15 protein-coding genes and 1 tRNA gene are annotated in these 20,002 nt (G+C 66.8%); 6 read left to right on the top strand and 10 right to left on the bottom strand.

The features are described from left to right. Window positions 1-1,221 precede the first annotated feature (1,221 nt). A complete protein-coding gene (locus NI2_RS13120) occupies window positions 1,222-2,898 on the top strand; it encodes a recombinase family protein (protein ID WP_243749992.1) in 1,677 nt (558 codons plus the stop codon). Between the two features lie 776 nt (window positions 2,899-3,674). Here the strand turns inward: NI2_RS13120 and NI2_RS13115 are convergent. Both NI2_RS13115 and NI2_RS13110 read right to left on the bottom strand, forming a co-directional pair. Beyond that, a tRNA-Leu gene (locus NI2_RS13115) sits at window positions 3,675-3,762 on the bottom strand. Between the two features lie 197 nt (window positions 3,763-3,959). Further along, window positions 3,960-5,567, bottom strand: coding sequence for an FAD-binding protein (locus NI2_RS13110; RefSeq protein ID WP_371851973.1), 1,608 nt, complete (start codon window positions 5,565-5,567; stop codon window positions 3,960-3,962). 183 nt (window positions 5,568-5,750) lie between these two features. Between NI2_RS13110 and NI2_RS13105 the strand changes: the two genes are divergently transcribed. Beyond that, on the top strand, window positions 5,751-6,041 hold the full coding sequence (locus tag NI2_RS13105; RefSeq protein WP_067490252.1) for a hypothetical protein: 291 nt from the start codon (window positions 5,751-5,753) through the stop codon (window positions 6,039-6,041). 38 nt (window positions 6,042-6,079) lie between these two features. Here the strand turns inward: NI2_RS13105 and NI2_RS13100 are convergent, their stop codons facing one another. The 3 genes from NI2_RS13100 to NI2_RS13090 form a co-directional block, all read right to left on the bottom strand. Next, the gene (locus NI2_RS13100) at window positions 6,080-6,553 is read right to left on the bottom strand and encodes a PaaI family thioesterase (protein ID WP_067490249.1); all 474 of its coding nucleotides are present in this window, start codon (window positions 6,551-6,553) and stop codon (window positions 6,080-6,082) included. Then, window positions 6,550-7,047 (bottom strand): nitroreductase family deazaflavin-dependent oxidoreductase, encoded by a 498-nt coding sequence (locus NI2_RS13095; protein WP_067490246.1) that lies wholly within the window; start codon window positions 7,045-7,047, stop codon window positions 6,550-6,552. The genes NI2_RS13100 and NI2_RS13095 overlap by 4 nt, the downstream gene beginning before the upstream one ends. Before the next feature lie 120 nt (window positions 7,048-7,167). Continuing rightward, entirely contained in the window at window positions 7,168-8,889 is a 1,722-nt protein-coding gene (locus NI2_RS13090) for a phytoene desaturase family protein (RefSeq protein WP_067490243.1), read from the bottom strand. Between the two features lie 145 nt (window positions 8,890-9,034). Between NI2_RS13090 and NI2_RS13085 the strand changes: the two genes are divergently transcribed. Then, window positions 9,035-9,643, top strand: coding sequence for a TetR/AcrR family transcriptional regulator (locus NI2_RS13085; RefSeq protein ID WP_067490240.1), 609 nt, complete (start codon window positions 9,035-9,037; stop codon window positions 9,641-9,643). Window positions 9,644-9,899: 256 nt separating this feature from the next. Here NI2_RS13085 and NI2_RS13080 read toward each other — a convergent pair whose 3' ends face one another. The 3 genes from NI2_RS13080 to NI2_RS13070 form a co-directional block, all read right to left on the bottom strand. Next, window positions 9,900-10,568, bottom strand: a complete 669-nt coding sequence (locus tag NI2_RS13080) for a hypothetical protein (RefSeq protein ID WP_067490237.1) — start codon at window positions 10,566-10,568, stop codon at window positions 9,900-9,902. After that, complete coding sequence (locus NI2_RS13075; protein ID WP_133734106.1) at window positions 10,565-11,221, bottom strand: sigma-70 RNA polymerase sigma factor region 4 domain-containing protein; 657 nt, start codon at window positions 11,219-11,221, stop codon at window positions 10,565-10,567. The genes NI2_RS13080 and NI2_RS13075 overlap by 4 nt, the downstream gene beginning before the upstream one ends. A 277-nt stretch (window positions 11,222-11,498) precedes the next feature. Next, complete coding sequence (locus NI2_RS13070; protein WP_067490232.1) at window positions 11,499-12,020, bottom strand: MTB12 C-terminal domain-containing protein; 522 nt, start codon at window positions 12,018-12,020, stop codon at window positions 11,499-11,501. Between the two features lie 62 nt (window positions 12,021-12,082). Here NI2_RS13070 and NI2_RS13065 point away from each other — a divergent pair, with 62 nt between their 5' ends. After that, on the top strand, window positions 12,083-15,433 hold the full coding sequence (locus NI2_RS13065) for a WD40 repeat domain-containing protein (RefSeq protein WP_067490229.1): 3,351 nt from the start codon (window positions 12,083-12,085) through the stop codon (window positions 15,431-15,433). 246 nt (window positions 15,434-15,679) lie between these two features. Here NI2_RS13065 and NI2_RS13060 read toward each other — a convergent pair whose 3' ends face one another. Next, window positions 15,680-16,606, bottom strand: a complete 927-nt coding sequence (locus tag NI2_RS13060) for a LysR family transcriptional regulator (RefSeq protein WP_243749993.1) — start codon at window positions 16,604-16,606, stop codon at window positions 15,680-15,682. A gap of 117 nt (window positions 16,607-16,723) precedes the next feature. Between NI2_RS13060 and NI2_RS13055 the strand changes: the two genes are divergently transcribed. Both NI2_RS13055 and NI2_RS13050 read left to right on the top strand, forming a co-directional pair. Beyond that, a complete protein-coding gene (locus NI2_RS13055) occupies window positions 16,724-18,097 on the top strand; it encodes an MFS transporter (RefSeq protein ID WP_067490223.1) in 1,374 nt (457 codons plus the stop codon). After that, window positions 18,094-18,840 (top strand): 3-hydroxybutyrate dehydrogenase, encoded by a 747-nt coding sequence (locus NI2_RS13050; protein WP_067490220.1) that lies wholly within the window; start codon window positions 18,094-18,096, stop codon window positions 18,838-18,840. The genes NI2_RS13055 and NI2_RS13050 overlap by 4 nt, the downstream gene beginning before the upstream one ends. 17 nt (window positions 18,841-18,857) lie before the next feature. Here NI2_RS13050 and NI2_RS13045 read toward each other — a convergent pair whose 3' ends face one another. Then, complete coding sequence (locus tag NI2_RS13045; RefSeq protein WP_067490217.1) at window positions 18,858-19,991, bottom strand: sulfotransferase family protein; 1,134 nt, start codon at window positions 19,989-19,991, stop codon at window positions 18,858-18,860. Window positions 19,992-20,002 lie beyond the last annotated feature (11 nt).

The following is a 20,002-nucleotide window of genomic DNA, read 5'->3' as shown; positions in this document are numbered from 1 at the left end:
AACCCTCGCTACCTGGGGTTTTGTGGGGCATTTCTGACGAACCAGTCACATTCCGCCACTAGATGTCGCTGGGCCCATGCACTGCGCGCGCTGAAATAATTGAAAGCTGCTTCCCATCTGTTGGGAAGTCGGCTACAAGTTCTTCAAGGCGCCCGAGGAGAGGGGAAGTAGCGGGTTCGGCGGTGGCCATCGTCGAACCGATCGGCGGAAGGTGATCCGGCTTGCTGCAGTAAAACGCAGGCTTGACGAGAACGTTCCGAAGCGGGCGCGCTAGCGGTCGACGCCGCCGAGGCCTGCGCCACTAGCTCTGCAGGATCTCGTCCACGGACCGCTGCGCCCCGGCTGAGGCTCGTTAGGTTCGCCGACACCGCCCCAGGTCCTGCCGCCGTCGCAAGAGGGGATCGAACCGCAGTGTCGGCAGAACTTGACGTCCGGCACGCGATCGACACTAGTTCAGCGAGAAACAACCGCAATCGTTGAGATGTTATGAGCGATGCGCACATTGCATTATTGCTGGTAGTGGGCAGTTTTGAGACACGTTCAGCCCAATCGTGGACTTTCCGAACGCTATTAGGTGAACAGGCAATCAAATTCCAGCTCTGCATTGGCTGCTTACTATGGATCAACTCGTCACAATCAAGATCCTCTCGCGCAGTGGCCATGTGATGTGGTGAGTCCCTCTGACGTGATTCTCTTGGGAGGGTTGAGATTCTGAGTAGGGCCGATAGGGGAAGGCCTCCACCATGAGTGGCGGGTACACTCGATCCTGGAAGAGCCACTGACCGGGGCATCACTGACAAGGTGCCTTATGTTCTACGCTTGGAAACCAACTTCGGTGCCGCGGTACATCACCGGCGAGTCCGTCTATGGATCCGTCTTTCCTGTGCGGGATCCCGTGTCGGTCAACCGCTCGTGCGATCATGCCTCGTCGAGCATTCGGGTCACCGTGCTTTGGCTCACCAGTCGGCCCCAGCGAATGCTCGCGCAGCGGCAATTCTTGTTTCCTGCAATCGCGATGTCGAGCGATAGCCGACGCGAAGGGTCGCGACGCGACGGATCCCCAAGTATTGAAGTCGATTGTCCCGTCGAACCTCCGCGGGTCTCCGGTCGTGCAGCACGCGCTTTGCTTCGATTGCTGCGGGATGCCGCCCGGGGTGAGGAACGTCGAGCCCAGTCTGACGCCGGAGTGCGCTGATGTCAGCGACGGGCAATGAGTGGGCTGTGCTCGATGATCTCCTGGGGTTGGAGACTGCCCGAGTAGACGTGGCGGAAACAGATCTGTGCTTCTACGGGCGTTGCTCCACCGAGGACAATCAAGACCCCGAAACTTCCTATCGGTGGCAACTCGGCAACGCCGAGAAATTCGTCAGCGGGCAGATCGTGAAGAGCTACTTCGATGTCGGGCAATCGCGTTCGGTGCCCTGGCATCGACGTACTCACGCCGCTCGACTTCTGGAAGACCTTCGAGATCCTCAGCGAGGTTGGACCGGGATCGTTGTCGGAGAAGGCACCCGATGCTGGTTCGGTAACCAGTTCAGTCTTGTTGCACCCCGCATCCATGCCTACGGAGCCGAGATCTGGGTGCCCGAGTTGGGTGGCCGGTTCGATCCGAACAACGTCACGCACTCGATGATGATGAGCATGCTCGGCGGGCTCAGCGAATCCGAACGTCAGCATGTTCAGCAGCGAACTCGGGCCAGCATGGATGCCCAGGTCCTCAACGAAGGCCGCCACCAAGGCGGCAGGCCGCCCTACGGCTATCTCGTCGTGGACGGCCCACCACATCCCAATCCGAACCGCGCGGCGGACAACCTGAAACTTCGGGTCCTATCGGTCGACGCTGCGACCGCTCCGGTCGTTCAGCAGATCTTTCGCTCCTATCTCGCCGGCTACGGCGACCGGGCCATCGCTAATGAACTGAACCGGTTGATGATTCCGTGCCCGTCCGCGCATCGCCCCGAGCAGAACAAGCATCGTGCCGGTGACGGCTGGCAGGCCTCTACGGTGGCAGCGATTCTGCAGAATCCGCGCTACACGGGCTATGCGGTCTTCGGGCGTTGGAGCAAACACGACGTGCTGTTGGATCCCGATGACGTCGCTGCCGGCCACATCGTAAAGTTCAAACGTTCACCTGCCCAACGCATTGTCCGGTCGCGACGTCCGGCGCACCCGGCGATCGTCTCGGTCGAAACCTTCACTCAGGCAACGCTTCTGCGTCGCGAGCGGGCAGGAATGAGTAACCGTGCGCGCAGCCGGCTCGAACGGACTAGGCCAATTCGTTCCGGTGGGATCTATCTGTTGCGCGGCAGGGTGTACTGCACTGCTTGCGGCCGCAAGATGCAGGGCGAAATGGTGGGCGGAGCTGTCTACTATCGTTGTCGAGCCAGGAGTTTGGCTTCGGACAGCAGGGTTGAGCAGGAGCATCCCCGAACGGTGAATCTGCGTGAGTCGCACCTCATCGAACCTGTCGACGGCTGGCTGGCGACCCTGTTCGATGAGAGCAACCTGGACAGCACTGTTGCGGCATTGGTGGAGGCCCAGGGCGACGACGGCAGCGATTCTCGTCGTCAGGCGTTGCGCCGACGGATTGAACAAGCGCAAACGAAGATCGGGCGTCATCTCGCGGCGATCGAAGCGGGCGTAGATCCCCAGGCCGTCATCGGGCCGCTCAATTCGGCTCAGGCAGAGAAGACGGCCGCGGAGGGAGAGCTGAACAACCTTCCGAGGGAAGAGAGGCTCACCCACACCGAACTACGCAGGCTCATCGAGTCTTTGGGCGACATCCGTGCGATCCTCGCGGCGAGTGCGCCAGATCGTAAGGTCGAGCTCTATGACGCGTTCGAGCTCCGGGTGCGTTTTGCGTACTCCGAGCATCGAGCAACTGTCACCACCTCCTAGCTTGGGCTAGCACCGGCGTACTCGGAGACTACCCATAGGTTTGGTCAACTCCTCGGATGCCGCGCTCGCAGCGTGATTCCGATACGTCGGATTGCGGTGAGGCAATAGTCGGGAGGTCGCTGCGTGGACGGGATGTTCTGGGTGGCGGGGGTGGTTGCCGGGGTGATCGTCGCCGATCGGATTGCGGTATGGGCCGAAGGGCGGGGGTGGATTTACTGGCGTCACCGTCCTCGAAACGCCGGGGTGGGCGTGAGCGCACTCGGTCAGGTCGAGTCGCCCTACCTGATCCATCCGCGGTCAGACTGAGGGCATCTAACGGGATTCTCCTGATCGCCGCGCGCCTCGATCACCACTTGCCCGTTGGGCTTCTCAGTTTTCGAGCCTGGCGTCGCGGCCACGGCAGGCCGGGCAGACGAGGGCGGCGTTGTGCTCCTTGCCCTCGTCACGGTTTCGGGTGTAGCAGGGTCAGGCGCGTTTCGTGTTTGTGGTAGCGCGGCTGTGTATCGAGCTGCCCGAGCGGTGGGCAATCGAGTGATTCGAATCACACTGGCTCGATGGCGGAAGGGACCGATTCGGTCTCGTAACGCCACGGATCAGACGGTCACCCGTGGGTCGAGACGAAATCTGACCTGGACCGAACAGTTGGACGAGCGGCGAAGTTCGCCGACTCATAGCGGCAGCTGCTGCATGTTGCCTACAAATGCCGATGCTCCAGGTGCGAGGTCGCACCTGGAGCATCGAGTAGATATATGCAAACACATAGTTGTGTTTAGCACTGGTGTCCGGAGGGGGACTTGAACCCCCACGCCCTAATACGGGCACTAGCACCTCAAGCTAGCGCGTCTGCCATTCCGCCACCCGGACTTGCTGGTGTGCCAAAAGATTATCCGACTGATTGTCGTAAACCAAATCGCCTATCTGACCTGCGGTTTTGGTGGGGGTTCGGATGATCTTGACGGTGCGGTCAGACGCGGAATCCTAAGACGCCTCAGGTCTCCCTGTTTCGGAGGCGAACCAAGGAGACCGACCACGGCGCCGAGCGCTCGGGAATGCCCGAATAGTCAGTTCTGGTCGACGTGCTGGACGCTGTGAGTTCCCGCACGTCGACCGGCGAAGACGCAGTCCGCGAGGGAGAGTCCGCTGACGTAGCCGTTGGAGCAGATGCCGACTGCTGCGCGGCCTGCGGCGTAGAGGCCGGGGATGGTGTCGCCGGTTTCGGTGCGGACGGCGCCGGTTTGTTCGTCGACGAGGAGGCCGCCGAGGGTGAGCATCGGCATGGGGTAGGTGAGGCGGGCGGCGAAGGAGATGTCGAGTAGGGCGTAAGGGCCGGTGCGGATGGGGCGGCGGATGTCGTCGGGTTTGCCGAGTGGATCGGGGGCGCCCTGCTCGATGGCCTGGTTGTGGGCGTCGACGGTGGCGCGCAGGCCTGCGGGGTCGACGCCCGCGCGGGCGGCGGCTTCTTCGATGGTGCGGCCGGTGGTGCGTCCGAAGCGGAGGAGTCGTTCGGTCTGCATGCGCTGGAACCACACCGACTGGCCGGCGATCTGGGTGCGTGCTTCGGCGGCGAGCTCGGCGTCGACGAGCAGCCAGGCACGGTGGCCGGGGGCGGTGGCGATGGCGGCGCCCAGTGCCGCGCCGTAGCGTGATTCGTCGACCATGCGACTGCCTTCGGTGTCCACCGCGATCGCGCCGTAGAAGACGCTGGGCGGGCCGATGAAACGCCATGCCGACATCGCGTCCATCTTGCCGGTGGCCGCGCCGATCTCCTCGGCCATTGTGATGCCGCTGCCGTCGTCCCCGGCCGACCCCAGCGGCAGACCCTGCGCCCAGGGGTAATGGGGGCTGTGGCGGGCCACCATCGCCGCGTTGGCGATGAATCCGCCGGTGGTGAGTACGACACCGGAGCGGGCCCGGATGCGCAATGGCACACCATGTTTGCGCTCGATGCGTGCGATCGTCGCTTGCACGGCGCGGCGCAGGCCCTGGTGGTACACACCGGGTTTCGACGAGATCCGTGCCAGAGCCGCGAAACGGCGTCGCACGGCGGCGGGTGCGCCGTCGAGGGTGACCGCTTCTATGCCGGTCACCCGGCCGTCCTCGACCACGAGCCGGGTCGCCGTGGTTCCGGTTCGGACCCGCACCCCGCGCGCGGCGGCCGACCGTGCCAGCGGACGGAACACTGCCTTGCCCGAGACACCGGGTCCGTGGGCGCGGTGTCCGCGCTGCCGTGGTTTCGCGAGTTCCCGGTAGCCACCGGCGTTCTCGCTGCCGGAGTAGTAGAGGTAGTAGTCGTCGGTGGGGTAGGAGGTCTTGTACGGGCACACCGATGCCTCGAACGGCACGCCGTATTCGGTGAGCCAGTCGATGAGCGCGGGGGACTCCTCGCAGAAGCGGCGCAGCGTCGCGGGGCTCACCGCGTCGCCGACCTCTGCCTGCAGGTAGGCGAACATGTTGTCGGCATCGTCGTCGATTCCGGCGGCGCGTTGGACCCAGGTGCCCGCTCCGGCGTAGATGATTCCGCCGGACAGTTCTGTCGCGCCACCGCCGAGGTACCGGTCGAGCGCGAGGACATCGCCGCCGCGTTCGCGAGCGGCGAGCGCCGTCGTGACCCCCGCACCGCCGTATCCGACAACGACGACATCGGCTTCATCGTCCCAGGTCAGCACCACTACCACCTTTCGTACGGCGGGTTGTCCGGCCGCATCCAGAAACTATAACGTGTTCTAGAAATGACCGGACCCGGATCGCGTGGTGAGTCCTGTGCGACGAAGGTCCTGCAACGCGACACTCCGTGAAACGTCTTGGCTGTCTTACGATCCCGTTGTCGTTATCCATGGCCATCGGAGGACTTCATGCCCGTGACCATTTCCGCGTCGACTCGCGCCGTGTGGAAGATCGGCGCGCAGGGGCAGGCGCGGATCCTTTTCGTCGACGACTCTGCGTCGAGCGCGCCGGCCCGTCGCTGGCCCGACACCGCCATGCCGGGCGGTCGGCCGGGCCATCTGGCGTTCGATCCGAACGACTATCCGACTCTGTCGCACGTCCGGACCCTTGTGCCCGAGTACGCCGCGCTCTGGGATGCCGTGGCCGAGGACCTCGTCACGATAGGCGCCGCCGAGTCCGCCGCCGGTACGCGAGACTAGGCGAGCGACGCGTTCCCGCCCGCGACTTTCTGTCCGAGTCAGTGCACGGGCTGGATGATGCAGGTGGTGGTGCCGTGTGCGACGAGTTTTCCGCGCTCGTCGAGTACGCGTCCCTCGGCCGTCGCGGTCCGGCGGCCCACGTGCACGATGGTTCCGGTTGCCGTGAGTCGCTGCCCGTCGGTGGCGACCGTGCGGATGAAGTTGACCTTCAGTTCCAAGGTGGAGTAGCCGAGTCCAGGAGCCAGGGTGGTGTGCACCGCGGTGCCCATCACCGAGTCCAGCAGGGTTGCGCAGATGCCGCCGTGCACCGTACCGAGCGGGTTGGCGAAGTCGGGCCGGGTCTCGATCGCGAGTGTGACGCGGCCTTCCTCGAGTTCGAGCACGCTCATGCCGAGCAGCCGACCGATGCTGGGAACCTGGTCGAGCGGCAGCGCGCTCATCGCGCGCAACAGCTGCAGGCCCGACATCTGGGCTGGGTCCGTGATGGGGCCGCTGTCCTGGCTGGTTGTCATCGTCTGGGTCCTTTCGGTGCGGTAACCGATGTCATGGCCGGACCGGTGTCGGTGAAGGTGATCCGCACCGAGACCGGTGCGCTTTGCAAGGCGCGAAAGGCGGCCGAGGCCAATCCGGCGAAGGCGGGGTGTGAAACGAAAGTGCGTGCGCGGGCCACGACGTCGTCGTCGGGCACCAGATGCGCCGTCCCGGTACGCCACCGCGGGCCTTGCCGAATGCTGATCTGTGGGTCGGCGGTGATATTGGCCGTCCATCCGGCGCGGGTTCCGTGCTGGGAGATGAGCCAGGCACCGGAATCGTCGAAGGCCGCCGCGACCGGAACCCGACGGACCTTGCCGGTCTTCCGTCCGACGGTTTCCAATTCGGTGGCCATGGTCGTGGCGACCCCGATCCGGCGCAGTCCTCGTACCAGCGGATTGGCGACATAACGTCCGACCGCGCGTTCGATCGAGAACTTGCGCCGTGAACGGCCGTGGGTACCCTGCGAGGTCATCAGTGTGCTCCTGTCTGGTCCATCCGGTGCCGACCGGCGGCGAGGAATCTGTCGAGAACCGACATCGGGTGCCGGACTACCGGTGAAGTGGGCGGTCGTTCGAGCGCCGTGACCCTGCCGTCAGCTCGGCTTGCTCACCGCGCGGGACTTCTGGCCACGCAGCTTGGTGTCGGTGGCTACGGCCAGCGGGTCCCAGTCCTTGCCGTGGGCGGGGAGCTGGTCGGGGTTGCCGAGCACGGCGCCGCCCCGGATCTCGGTGAACAAGTCGCGGCGCAGGACAGCGCCGGCGGCACCCACGCCGGACAGCATCACTCCCTCCACGCCGGGGCCCCAGGCTTGGCTGGCCCCGGCCAGGTAGAGCCCGGTGATCTCGGTTTTCGGTCCGGGGCGCAGTGGACCGAGCTGGCGCAGGCTCATCTCGATGCCGTACGAGCCACCGCCGGTGGAGTGGGTGTAGCGCTCCTGAGTGATCGGGGTACCCGCCTCCTGCCACACCAGGTGCTCGCGCAGGTTCGGAATCACCTCGGCGGCAAGGTCGATCATGATTTCGGTGACCGCGTCCTTGAGCTCCAGATAGTCGGAATTATCGCGGTACTTCTCACCGGCGACCGGCCCACCCGCGGTGATGCCCCACAGGTCGGGGTCGGCGGGCAGATAGGTCATGATCTCGACGACCGACTGACCGGCAGGCGCGAACGGGGTGTTGGGGTCCTTGTTGCCGGCGATGTGGATCATGCCGCAGATGTTCTCGCGCACCGCTTGCAGCCATCGTGTCCGGTCGCGGCCCGCGGCTTCCCAGTTCAACGCCTCTTGCATGGGCCCGAAGTCGGTGTCTGCGCGGAACTTCCAGATCTGGGAACTGGTCATCGTCTTCGACAGGTCGAGGTCGATACCGAGGTAGGTGTTGAACAGCGGCCAAGCCATCGTGTAACCGGAGACCAGTTTGCGCTTGAGTGGCGAGACCGCCGCCGGGTCCAGAAGCTCGAGGTAGGTGCGCTTGACGTCGGCGTTGGACACCACCACCGGCGCGTCGATCTTCTCCCCGCCGTCGAGTTCGACCCCACGTACCCGCCCGTCTTCGACCAGAATCCGGCGTACCCGGGCGTTGAGCCGGAAGTCGCCACCGTTGGCGCGCACGACCTCGGCCATCGTGGCCGAGAGCACCTGCCCGCCCCCGACCGGGAAATAGGCGCCACCCTCGACATAGTTCTTCAGGAAGCCCGCCTGCACGATCGCCGGAGCCCGGTTTCCCGGGGCGGCGTAGGCCGGGGTCTGCCCACCCAGCACCGGCCGCGGCGCAGGCCCTACGCCGCAGATGTCGAACACGCGGGTCAGGGGCATCACCGCGAACGGCGCCGCCCACCCCGCGCGGGCCATCATCGCCGCGCTGCCACGGACCGAGGCGGGAGTGGTCGCCCGGTCGACCGCGTCAGCCAGTTTACGGATGACGCGCACATACCTGCGCAGTGCCGCAGCATCCTCGGGGAAGGTCTCGATCAACCGGTCGCGGTAGGCGTCCCAGCCGCGCGGCACGGAAAAGGTCACCGATGGGAAGGCCAGCACATCGAACCCGTCGGGATCGATCTCCTCGAACTCGACGTGCTTGTCGACGCCGACACCGCGCAGGATCGTGGGAATGTTGCCCTCCGGGCGTCCGCAGTCGCCCAAATAGTGCACGCCGACCTCGAACTCGAATCCCTTGCGGCGGAATACATGGGTACAGCCACCGAGTACGTCGCCCTGTTCGACCACCAGTATCCGGCGGCCACCCGCGGCCAGATACGCGGCGGCGGTCATTCCGCCCATGCCGCTGCCGACCACGATCGCATCCCAATTCTGCATACCTTGCCCTCGCCGTACGTTGTGGTGGTCCGAGGCTCGTCACCCCGCCTACCTGCGTAGATAGACCGTTCAGTCTATGTCGCTGTCGAACGCTACACGACGATGTACTGGTCGGTCTATAGTGTCGTGGGAAAGGAGGCACGGGATGTCGACACGAGGCCCCAGGCAGCGGCTGCTGGCCAGCGCGATCTCGCTGATGTGCGAGCGCGGTGTGCACGCGACAGGTCTGACCGATCTGCTCAAGCACAGTCGTACCGCCCGCGGCTCCATTTACCAGCACTTTCCCGCAGGCAAGTCCGAACTGTTCGAACAGGCCACCTACGCCGCCGGGCGCACCATCACCGCTCTACTCGACGATCTGTTCGCGACCCGGACCCCAGCCGAAGCCATCGACGGCATCATCGACTACTGGGAAGAAGTCCTCACCGGCAGCGACTACACCCGGGGGTGCCCGATTCTCGCGGCCGCCCAGGCCGGTGCACAGGAACCGTCCGTGCAAGCCGCCTCCGCTGTGGTCTTCGCGACGTGGACCGACCAGATCGCCACCGCCCTGCGCCACGCAGGCGCTGAACCCGCCACGTCCGAGGTCATCGCCAGCACGGTCGTGAGCGCGATCGAAGGGGCCATCGCGCAAAGTCGCGGCGGCCGCACCACGAAACCACTCGCCGACGCGCGCCGCGCGGTGAAGCTGCTCATCCATTCCGTGATCCCGGGTGCCGGTAGCTTCGTTGCCGGAGCGACAGATCCGGCGTAGCCGAACTCCCGCCCAGGAGCGAACCGATCCGGGCCGCTATCGCATCACTGTTGACGAGACCGGTCGTCGGCCCTGCCACGCCGCGTCTCGTGTCGTGGGTGAGGAGATCGCTGGGGGGTCTCCTCACCCACGATCTATCCGCCGCCACCGTTCCGGCGATTGCACTCTGTGCGCGGCTTCGGCCCCCGGGTATCCGATCGTGGTGGTACTAGTCGAACGGCCCTGCGGCAATCCTGTGGTGGGCCGTTCGTGGCACTCAGCTCAAGCCGGCGACGATCGCCGACCGAACCGGGTCTCCGTCCCGCAGCCCCTTGGCGACCCGCCGCCACGCGTTGCGTCCCGGGGTCAACGAGCACCGCACGGCGTCGGTGATCGCTGCCGTATGCGTCTCGCCCAGCGCGGTGCCCGGCACGATGGAGATCTCCAGGTGCTCCGCCAAAGTCACTGCGCGGGTGACGATCTGGCCGGTGAGCGATCCGTTGGCATCCGGATAGAGGACGACGAGGACTTCGGTTCGTTCCTCGCCCGCATGCACCGCGATGCGGACCACGTCGCCTGCCGCGGTGCCGGGACCGAACGATTGCACCGAGATCCGTGTCTGCTCGGCACCGGCGGGGGTACGTGTGAATTCGATGCCGAGCTCCTGGTCGATCTGTTTCTGGACGACCCGGCTCGATGACGCTCCGTCGCGTGAGGAGGCGGCCAGCGGCCGCACCGTCCACCCGGGCACCCGCATCACGATGCGTCGCGCGGACAAGGAATGGGGTTCCGGTGTCGCATTGTCTGCTGCGAGCAGGCGGTCCGCGATCCGGGCGCCCGCGGCGGCTGCCTCGGCATCGGGTTCGCAGTCGTCGGCGAGCGCGAGCAGCACGTCGATGTCGACGGGCAGGTTCAGCCGTGTGGGTCGATCATCTCGCGCCGTCACGATGCCTCCTCGGTGTCCTGGTCGCGGGCGTCGAGCTGGACACGCAGGGCCTCGCGCAGCATCTTCGTTCCCGCCGCGCGCAGCCGTTTGACCTTCTCCTGGCTGAAATTCAGGTCCTCGGCGACCTCTTTGGTCGTCTGTACGTCGGTGTAGGTGCCGTCGGGGGCGAGTACGAAGGTCGCGCGCAGCACGGCGGCGGTCTCGGGGTGCGGGATCGCGTCGAGCGCGTCTTGGAGGACGGCGCGGTCGGCCAGCCGGTCCTCACCGCCGACGAGTGTGTGGTCTTCGACGACGAGCGCGGTGGATTCGTAATCGACGCGCAGGCCCGGATGACGTTTCTCCGCTGTGCGACGCCGCCTGTTCTGCAGCACCTGCCACTGTAGTTGCTGCAGGACATGGGTTTTCCAGTGCCGGATACGTTCGGCGGGCAAGGTCACCGTCAACGCGACCATGGTGTCCTGGGCGACGTCCTCGAAGTCCGAACGCATGTCGGGGTCGACCCGCTCGACGACATACCGCGCCTTGGCCGCCGCATAGGTCGACATGGTGACCAGGTCGGCGCCGAAGATGTGTTCCACCACCGCGAGGCGCAGCGGTGCGGGGACCGTGCTCCAGGTGGCGCCGAGCCAGGTGTCCAAGGGGTCAGAAGTCAACCTGTGCCCCCACTTCGTCGGCGACTGTGCCGAATGCCGCACTGTCCGAGGAGAATTCGCGCGACGCATGCGGTGCTCTGCCGTCGGCGCCGATCGTATGAGCTGGGCCGGGCAGCTCGATGCCGAACCGGCATGGTGTTGCTCCGCCCGCGCGCCGGTCGGCGGACCGGGAAACGACCGGACGACACGGGTCACAGCGGGAGCCTCCTGCTGATGGGAAACGGGCTTCTACACAGATGCCGTTGCCCGCGCCACCGGTTCGCACGACGAATGTGAGCTAGGACGGACAGGTGGGGGAGGACACCATCATCGAGAACGCGATCTGGCAGTACCAGGACTTCTCGATCTTCCACTTTCCGTCCTCGGCCACGAACGGCACGATCAACGGGCTGGTAGCGGTGTTCATCCTTCCGGTGCCATCGGCGAGCATGCCCGGCGCGCCGAACCTGGTTCCCGAGATGGTGACGGTGACCGTCGCGTTGTTCCGGCCCGGTGCTTCGGCGATGCGGTTGGGCAGGCCCGGATCGTCGGCGATGTCCTGCACGTGATCGAGCTTCTCGGAGTTCGGGACCCGTGGGTCGAGCATGCGCGCGAACAGCCGCTCGACGTCGTCGGCCGACAGCAGTGGTGGCGGCGGTGTCGATGTGGGAGTGTTGGCACCGGCCACGGGCATGGCCGAACTGTCCCCGGTGGAGCAACCGGTGCCGAGCAGGGCGGTGATCGCCGCACCGGACAGCGCAGCACCGACAAGGAGTGATCTCGACAAGATGGTTCCCCCGGGAAGGTCGTTGATGCGCATCGGTGTCGAGCTTATCCGTCCGTGGTGAACGCGACTCGTGCCGCTGTGGTCGAGGACCGACGATGACCGGGCAGTCGGAGTTCCAGCGCGACGACGCGCTGTTGTCCGAGCTCACCGGAGCGCCGCAGCGGTGGGTGGCACTGTGCCGGGAAGCGGTCGCCGCGGGCCCCGAGGCGGCTCGTGGGCTGCTCGGCCTGCGCCGCGAAACCGGTGTGCTGGCACGGCATTCGCTGGCGCGGTGGAAGCACCTCGAGGCCGGTGACGACCCGCTGGAAGAGGAATCGGAGAACTCCGATCTGGAGGGTGATCGGGTCACCGCCGATGTGTCGGCGGCCCACGCGGTGGCCGCCCTCGCCCAAGCCCTGACCGGCGCGCGCGACATCGCCGAGGCGTGTTCGGTCTTCCTGCGGCACACCGAACGGGCCGGATTGCATTCGGCCGGTACCCAATTGCTCCCCGCCGGACCGATCACCGGTGGCGACGACCCGCTGGCCGAGGTGGTGCTGCACCTGCTCGGCCAGGGTGGCAGGCCCTCGCGCGGCTACGGCATCGTGACCGCGCTGGAACTGGCCGGTCGGCGACCGCCGACGGTGCGGACCGCCCGGGTCAGTGTGCTGTTCGTCGACATCGGAGGCGCCGGACGAGTCGGCGTGCTGCGGCTGGAGCAGGTGCGCGAAGGACCCAGCGGGTTGCACCCGGATCCGGCCGCCATGTCGTTCCTGCAGGCGGATCGCGAGTTGGCCGACAGTCTCGCGCGGGCGTGGGAGGTGAGCCGGCCTGCCGCGACCGGCGCGTGCGTGCTGTGGTCGGTGACCGGGGCGGGTCGCGCGCCCGAGAACGACATCAACGGTGCGTCGATGGCGGCGGCGATGGCCGTCGCGCTCGACGACCTGGCCCCGCGCCACCAGCTGGTCCGGTGGCTGCGGGTGCGCCGACTCGACCCGGCCTGCGCGGTGACGGCGGGCCTGTCGGAGACCGAACTGACCCCGGTCGGCGGATATGCGGGCAAACTCGCTGCGGCGCAGCGTGCTTCACTTCGGGTGGTGGTCGCCGCCACCGGCTACGAGGAGGCGCGGCGGCAGGCGCCGGAGAACTTCCTCGACCGCATCGCGGCGGCCGCGACGGTCACCGAAGCTGTGTCGCGCACGCGCAGCAGACCGAATATGGCGCTGTGGCTGGTCTCTGTCGCCGGTGTGCTCGCCGTCCTGCTCGCCGTGCTCTCGGTGACCGGTCTGACCCGGGTCCGGGCCGAGAATGCCGCCGCCAGAGCCGAATCGAATTCCCGGCTGTTCGCGGGCGTGGCCCGGGGTGGTGCCGACTTCGACCCCGCGCTGTCGCAACTCGTCGCCCTCGCGGCGGTGCGTACGAGCGCCACGACGGATGCCCGATCGGCCCTGCTGGAGTTCTCGGCTCTCGGCACGCCGATCCGGATCCTGCCCGGGGTCTCCGGTGACGCGGTCTCGGCCGGTATCGACCCGCCACGGCTGGCCACCAGCATCGGTGGCGACATGATCGCGATCGGCAACGGCGACGGCACCGTGCAGCTCGTGCGGGTCGATGATTCCGGGGTGACCCGAATGCCGCCGTTCGCGGCGGTGGCCGGTCCGGTGCGGGCATTGGCCGTCAGCGCCGACCAGCGTTGGCTTGCTGTGGCTGGTGAACGCTCGGCGGTGTTGTGGAGCATCGCGGATAATCCTTGGCGGAAAACCGAATTCGCGTTGGCGGATCATCTGCCCTCGTCGCTGGCCTTCGGCCCGGGCAACGATCTGTTGGCGATCGGCACCCACGGTGGGACGGTGCTGTCCTGGCGGTTCGGTGCCGATCCCGCGCGCCCTGTGCCGCAGCCCACGCTGACTGTTCCCGGTAACCACGCGTTCGTCGCGGCCGACGACCGTGTCCTCGTCGCGGCCGGTTCCCGGATCGTCGACACCATGTGGACGACGACCGTACGGGGCTGGGACGCAACAGCTCTGGATCCGGCCCGTCCCGCTTTCGAGCTGTCGGTCGAGCGAACGAACGGCGCCGAGATCAGGTCGGTCGATGTCGACGGTGACGTGCTCGCGGTGGGGCTGAACCCCGGCGAGATCGCCAGGTGGCGTCTCGGCGCCGACATCACCCGGCCCGAACCGCTGCGCGCGATGTCGCGGGGTGCCAACGAGTACTTCGACGTGGCGCCGACCGGGGACGGCCGCACGGCAGTGGTTGTCGGTGGTGATTCCCGTGCTCGCCTTCTCGATCTCGACGCCGGTGCGGTGCTCGCCCGATTCCCCGGCGGATCCGTAGCGCGCGCCGAGGTGTTCGGTGGCGGACGCGCACTGGTGACTTCCGGATTCGACCGTGCCGTGCATGTTTTCGATCTCGCGGGACAGGCCGCCGAACTCGGGCCGCGGACGCTGTTCAGGCTTCCCCAGGACGTCTCCGCGCCGCCTCCGGGCGTGCTGCCCGACGCATTGCTGCCGCGCTTGCGCGGTCTGTCGAGAACCCCCGCGGGCACAGGACGAGATTCCGTGGACGGCGATCCCTCGGGCTTCTTCGACACCGTGGTGCTCAGCCCCGACGGGACACGAGCCGCCACCCTGAACGAACGCGCCATCCAGGTCTGGGACATCACCGATCCGACCCCGAAGCCGTTCGGTCGACCGATCGACAACGGCTTGGTCGACACGCGAGGTGTCGTCTTCGGCCCGGACGGCACCCTGGCCGTCGGGCGGGGTCTGACGTCGTCGGTGGAACTGTGGGACCTGACCCGGCCCGGCGGCCCCGAGCTCCGGTCCACACTGCGATTCGGGCACGGCTATCCGACCGCACTCGCCGTGAGTCCCGACGGATCGAGACTGGCCGTCGGCAGCCACCGCACCGGGCACATCACGGTCTACGACCTGAGCGCCGGGTCCGACGCCCGACCCGTGGCGGAACTGTCCGGCCTGCCCACGGCTGGTCAGGACATGTCTCTGGCCGTCACGACAGACAACATTCTCGCCGTCGGCACCCGCGCCGGAGCCTTCGTCTACCGCCTCGGCGAACCAGGCGGGCCCCGACCCCTGCCGATACCCGTCACCGCACGTGGCCCCGCCGGTTCGGTCGCCTTCGACCACACCGGTACCCGCCTCGCCGTCGACGATCTCGCCGAGGACCGCATCGCAATCTGGGACTACACCGACCCTGACGCGCCGACCGTCTACGCCGCCCTGCACCACGGCGAAAGACACTGGCAGAAAACAATGCTCGCTTTCGCTGCCGGTGGAACCGTCCTCGTCGAATCCGCTACCGACGGCACACTGCGCCGTTGGCACACCGACGCCACCACCGAAGCGGCGCGCATCTGCGCCACCGGCACCGCACCCGTCACCGCACAAGAGTGGTCGAACACCCTCCCCGGCCGTACTTTCGTAAACCCTTGCCCCACAGGGTGACAACGGATCGACACTGCACGTCAGGGCCTTGGCACCGACCGCCTGTGGACAAATCCTGCTGCGGCGCGGCACCGTCCTGCGCGATCACCTCCGGGCCGGCGGATGACCAACTGACCGCGGGCGGCGGCCTCCCTCTTCATCTGACGGAACAGTGGGGCGGATACCGGAAAGCGTTGTGGTCGCGAAGCTGCGCTACATCATCCAGAACGTGGGCTGTCAGCCGATCGGTCGAAGGGATCGCGACCTTCACCCTTCGGGGATGCCGAGGAGGGCCGCTCGGCATTCGCGGACGGTGGTGCGCAGGGCATCGACCACGGCGGCGACCTCGGGGCGGCGCAGCGTCTCGGGTCGGGTGACCAGCCAATAGGTGAGTTGGACGCGGACTTCGTCGGCCAGGACCCGGACGAGGTCGGGGTGGCGGTCGGCCATGAAGCAGGGGAGCAGGCCGATACCGGCGGCCGCGCGGGTGGCTTCCACGTGGACGAAAACGTTGGTGGAGGAGACGGATTGGCGCATGGTCGGCGCGAAGCTGGTTGCCACGTCGAGGTCGTCGACCTGCAGGATCGACTCGATGAAATAGACAAGCGGATAGCGGGCGAGGTCGTCGATGGTGGTGGGGGCGCCGTGGGCGTCGAGATAGTCCCGGGCGGCGTAGAGGCCGAGACAATAGTCGCCGAGTTCGATGGCCTCGGCGCGGTGCACCTGAGGTCTGCCGACGACCACCTCGAGATCGAGACCGGTTCGCTGGGTGGATGCGCGGCGGGTGGCGGCGACGATCTCCACCGCGATGCCGGGGTGGCGGCGCTGCACCCGCGCCGCCGACGGTGCGGCCAGGTAGGCGCTGAACCCGTCGGTCGCCGAGAGCCGCACCACCCCTTCGAGCGTGCGTTCCCCGCCCGGGGAACCGAGTGAACGCACGGCGGCTTCGACCGTCTCGGCAGCTACGAGGGCTTCGCGACCGAGATCGGTGAGCTCCCAACCGCCTGCCACTTTCGTGAGAACCCGTCCGCCCACGGCCGCCTCGAGTGCGGCGATGCGCCGGGAAATGGTGGTGTGGTTGATGCCGAGTTCGGCTGCGGCCGTGACGAACCGCCCCGACCGGCCGACGGCGAGCAGTACGAGCAGATCATCGGCACTCGGCCTGCGCCCGGACGACGCGACGGAACGGCTCATATCTGCATATTCGCAGATTGCTGCTGCGAAACTGGGCATTGCGACCGAAATACTTCTGCACGAATACTCCTCGCATGGAATGTGAGTCAGCTCACAGCGCGTGAAGGAGTAGTGCGAATGAGCGTCAGCAGCACGACCCGGCCGACCGGTGACACACCGGAAGAGACACCGTCCGGGCTACGGCGGGTGGTGACCGCCTCGATGGCGGGCACCGTCGTCGAGTGGTATGAATTCTTCCTCTACGGCACCGCCGCCACCCTGGTGTTCAGCAAGGTGTTCTTCGCCGAGGGGACCAGCGACCTGGACGCGATCCTCGCCGCGTTCGTCACCTATGCCGTCGGTTTCGCGGCGCGCCCGCTCGGCGGCATCGTCTTCGGCTATTTCGGTGACCGATACGGGCGCAAGAAGCTGCTGCAGACGAGTCTCGTGCTCGTCGGCGCGGCGACGTTCCTGATGGGCTGCCTGCCTACCTTCGCCCAAATCGGTTACTGGGCACCGGCTCTGCTCGTGACACTGCGTTTCGTCCAGGGCTTCGCGGTCGGTGGTGAATGGGGTGGCGCGGTGCTGCTGGTCGCCGAGCACAGCCCCAGCCGCAGCCGCGCCTTCTGGTCGAGCTGGCCGCAGGCGGGAGTGCCCGCGGGCAATCTGCTCGCCACCATCGTGCTGCTGGTGCTCACCTCGACGCTGTCGGACGCGGCGTTCCTGAGCTGGGGTTGGCGGGTCGCGTTCTGGCTGTCGGCGGTGGTGGTGCTCGTCGGCTACTACGTGCGGACGAAGGTGACCGACGCGCCGATCTTCCTGGCCGCCCAGCAGGCGCTCGAGCACACCAAGGCCACCTCGTTCAGCCCGTTCGAGGTGTTGCGCCGTTACCCGCGTGGGGTTTTCACCGCCATGGGGCTGCGCTTCGGCGAGAACATCATGTACTACCTGGTGGTCACCTTCTCGATCACCTACCTCAAGGTGCAGGTACACGCCGACACGACCACGATCCTGTGGTGGCTGCTCATCGCCCACGCTGTGCACATCGCGGTGATCCCGTTCGCCGGATACCTCGGTGACCGGGTCGGGCGTCGGCCGGTGTACCTGGCCGGTGCCGTCGCAGGCGGAACGTGGGGATTCTTCGCGTTCCCGATGATGGACAGCGGGCACAGCGTGGTGATCCTGTCCGCCATCATCGTCGGCCTCGTCTTCCACGGGTTCATGTACGCCGGTCAGCCCGCCATGATGGCCGAGATGTTCCCCACCCGAATGCGGTATTCCGGTGTGTCGCTGGGATATCAGGTGACCTCGATCGTGGCCGGTTCGCTGGCGCCGATCATCGCGGTGCGCCTGCTCGACTCCTATGGTTCGTCGGTGCCGATCGCGGTCTATCTCGCGGTGGCGGCGACGGTCACGGTGGTCGCGGTGCTGTGTGCGCGGGAGACGCGCGGGATCCACCTGGAAACCATCGATCTGGCCGACACCGACGCACCGAAAAGGCTCGCGGCATGAGTGATCTCACCGGTCGCACCGCGCTGGTCACCGGCGCCGCGAGCGGGATCGGCGCCGCGTGCGCGCGGGTCCTCGCCGCCCGCGGCGCCGAGGTGACCGTCGCCGATCTCGACGGTGACGGCGCGAAAGCCGTCGCCCACGAGATCGGCGGCCACGCCTGGTGTGTCGACCTGCGTGATGTCGACGCACTCGCCGGGCTGCGCCTGGACACCGACATCCTCGTCAACAACGCGGGTATCCAAACCGTCAGCCCCATCGAGGAATTCGCGCCCGAACGGTTCCGGACCATGCAAACGCTGATGGTGGAGGCGCCGTTCCTGTTGATCCGCGCGGCACTGCCGCACATGTACCGCAACGGGTTCGGCCGCATCGTCAACATCTCCTCGGTGCACGGACTGCGCGCCTCCCGGTTCAAGGTCGCCTACGTCACGGCCAAGCACGGGCTGGAGGGTCTGTCGAAGGTGACGGCGCTCGAGGGTGGCCCGCACGGCGTCACCTGCAACTGCGTGAATCCCGGATATGTGCGAACACCGTTGGTGGACAGGCAGATCGCCGACCAGGCGCTCGTCCACGGCATCCCCGAACAGCAGGTGGTCGAACAGGTGCTGCTCACCGAGAGTGCGATCAAACGCCTGATCGAGCCCGAGGAGGTGGCCCAGTTGGTGGCGTGGTTGGCCTCGGACGCGGCGGGCATGGTGACCGGGTCGTCGTATGTGATGGACGGCGGGTGGAGCGCCCGCTAGACCCGCCGCCCCCACGATCAGCCGGAGAAGCGCTCGGCGACCATGTCCTCGGTGAGTCCGTAGTCGGCGAGCGAGTAGTGGTGGGTGGGTTTGCGTGCGCCCGTGCGGCTTTCGGCGTCCAGGGCGAGGACAGCCGCGCGGGCCTGCGGTGTGAGCTCGGTGCCGATGGACCGGTAGATCGTCTCGACGGTGCCGACCGGGTCGGAGCGCAGGTCGTCGAAGTCGATATCGATGAAGTGGGCCTCGGGGTGGCGGGCGCGCGCGGCGGTGAACTCGCGCGACCCGCGCGACCACAGGTCGAGTTGGGTGCGGCCGATGACCTCCGGGGTGAAGACGGTGGACCAGCCACGGGTGGCGTGCTCGTTGAGGCTGCAGACCGACGGGATCACGGTCGCGGGGTCGCGATGGGTCTGGATGACGACGGCATCGGGGTAGACGGTGAGCAGGGCGTCCAGACAGAACAGGTGACTGGGATTCTTGAGCACCCACCGGCGGGCGTCGTTCATCCCAATGAGCTGCAGGTTGCGCCGGTGCCGGGCGTAGGCGGGCGTCCAGTCTTGAGTGGTGAGCCATTGCGAATAGCTCGGCAGGTAGGCCAGACACTCGTAGGAGTGCGACATCACGGACTGGCGGAGCAACTGCCAGCATTCCTCGACGTCGGCGGCGCTCATGTAGTGCAGGCCCATGAACTCCGGGTTCTGCACTTGATGCTGACGCAGCCCCGCGTCGATCTGTTGATAGGCGGGATTGTCCGCCCAGCTCTCCCGCGGCGGACGGGGCTGCGGGAAGTCCGTCAGCCACATCTCCAGCCCCTGGTTGGCAGGGTCGGCCGCCAGCAGGCGGTGCAGTGCGGTGGTGCCGGTGCGCGGCAACCCGGTGACGAAAATCGGTCGGGTGACCGGTGTTTCGGCGAAACCCGGATTCGCGGCCCACGCGGCCTCGCTCAGCGCACGAGCGACCAAGGTGCCGCGCAGGAAGAACCGCGACATCTTGGACCCGAGCTCGGTGAGCCCGGCCTCGTCGCGATAGGAATCGAGCAACACCCCGAGGGCTTCGGTGTAATCGTCGGACCCGAAATCAGTGAGGCCGGTGAGTTTGGTTGCCGAGGTGTGCAGGTCGGCTACGGTGCCGACATCGGTGCGCACAGTCATCGAGGGAAACT

Source organism: Nocardia ignorata NBRC 108230, assembly GCF_001612905.1.
Lineage (GTDB): Bacteria > Actinomycetota > Actinomycetes > Mycobacteriales > Mycobacteriaceae > Nocardia > Nocardia ignorata.
Note: the sequence above shows the minus strand (reverse complement) of the source record. Positions and strands in the feature narration are given on the sequence as shown.

Excerpts from the sequence above, each read along its gene's own strand:
- NI2_RS13105 (WP_067490252.1), top strand. The coding sequence starts at position 5,751 with ATGCCCGTGACCATTTCCGCGTCGACTCGCGCCGTGTGGAAGATCGGC.
- NI2_RS13100 (WP_067490249.1), bottom strand. The coding sequence starts at position 6,553 with ATGACAACCAGCCAGGACAGCGGCCCCATCACGGACCCAGCCCAGATG.
- NI2_RS13095 (WP_067490246.1), bottom strand. The coding sequence starts at position 7,047 with ATGACCTCGCAGGGTACCCACGGCCGTTCACGGCGCAAGTTCTCGATC.
- NI2_RS13090 (WP_067490243.1), bottom strand. The coding sequence starts at position 8,889 with ATGCAGAATTGGGATGCGATCGTGGTCGGCAGCGGCATGGGCGGAATG.
- NI2_RS13085 (WP_067490240.1), top strand. The coding sequence starts at position 9,035 with ATGTCGACACGAGGCCCCAGGCAGCGGCTGCTGGCCAGCGCGATCTCG.
- NI2_RS13070 (WP_067490232.1), bottom strand. The coding sequence starts at position 12,020 with ATGCGCATCAACGACCTTCCCGGGGGAACCATCTTGTCGAGATCACTC.
- NI2_RS13065 (WP_067490229.1), top strand. The coding sequence starts at position 12,083 with ATGACCGGGCAGTCGGAGTTCCAGCGCGACGACGCGCTGTTGTCCGAG.
- NI2_RS13060 (WP_243749993.1), bottom strand. The coding sequence starts at position 16,606 with ATGAGCCGTTCCGTCGCGTCGTCCGGGCGCAGGCCGAGTGCCGATGAT.
- NI2_RS13055 (WP_067490223.1), top strand. The coding sequence starts at position 16,724 with ATGAGCGTCAGCAGCACGACCCGGCCGACCGGTGACACACCGGAAGAG.
- NI2_RS13050 (WP_067490220.1), top strand. The coding sequence starts at position 18,094 with ATGAGTGATCTCACCGGTCGCACCGCGCTGGTCACCGGCGCCGCGAGC.
- NI2_RS13045 (WP_067490217.1), bottom strand. The coding sequence starts at position 19,991 with ATGACTGTGCGCACCGATGTCGGCACCGTAGCCGACCTGCACACCTCG.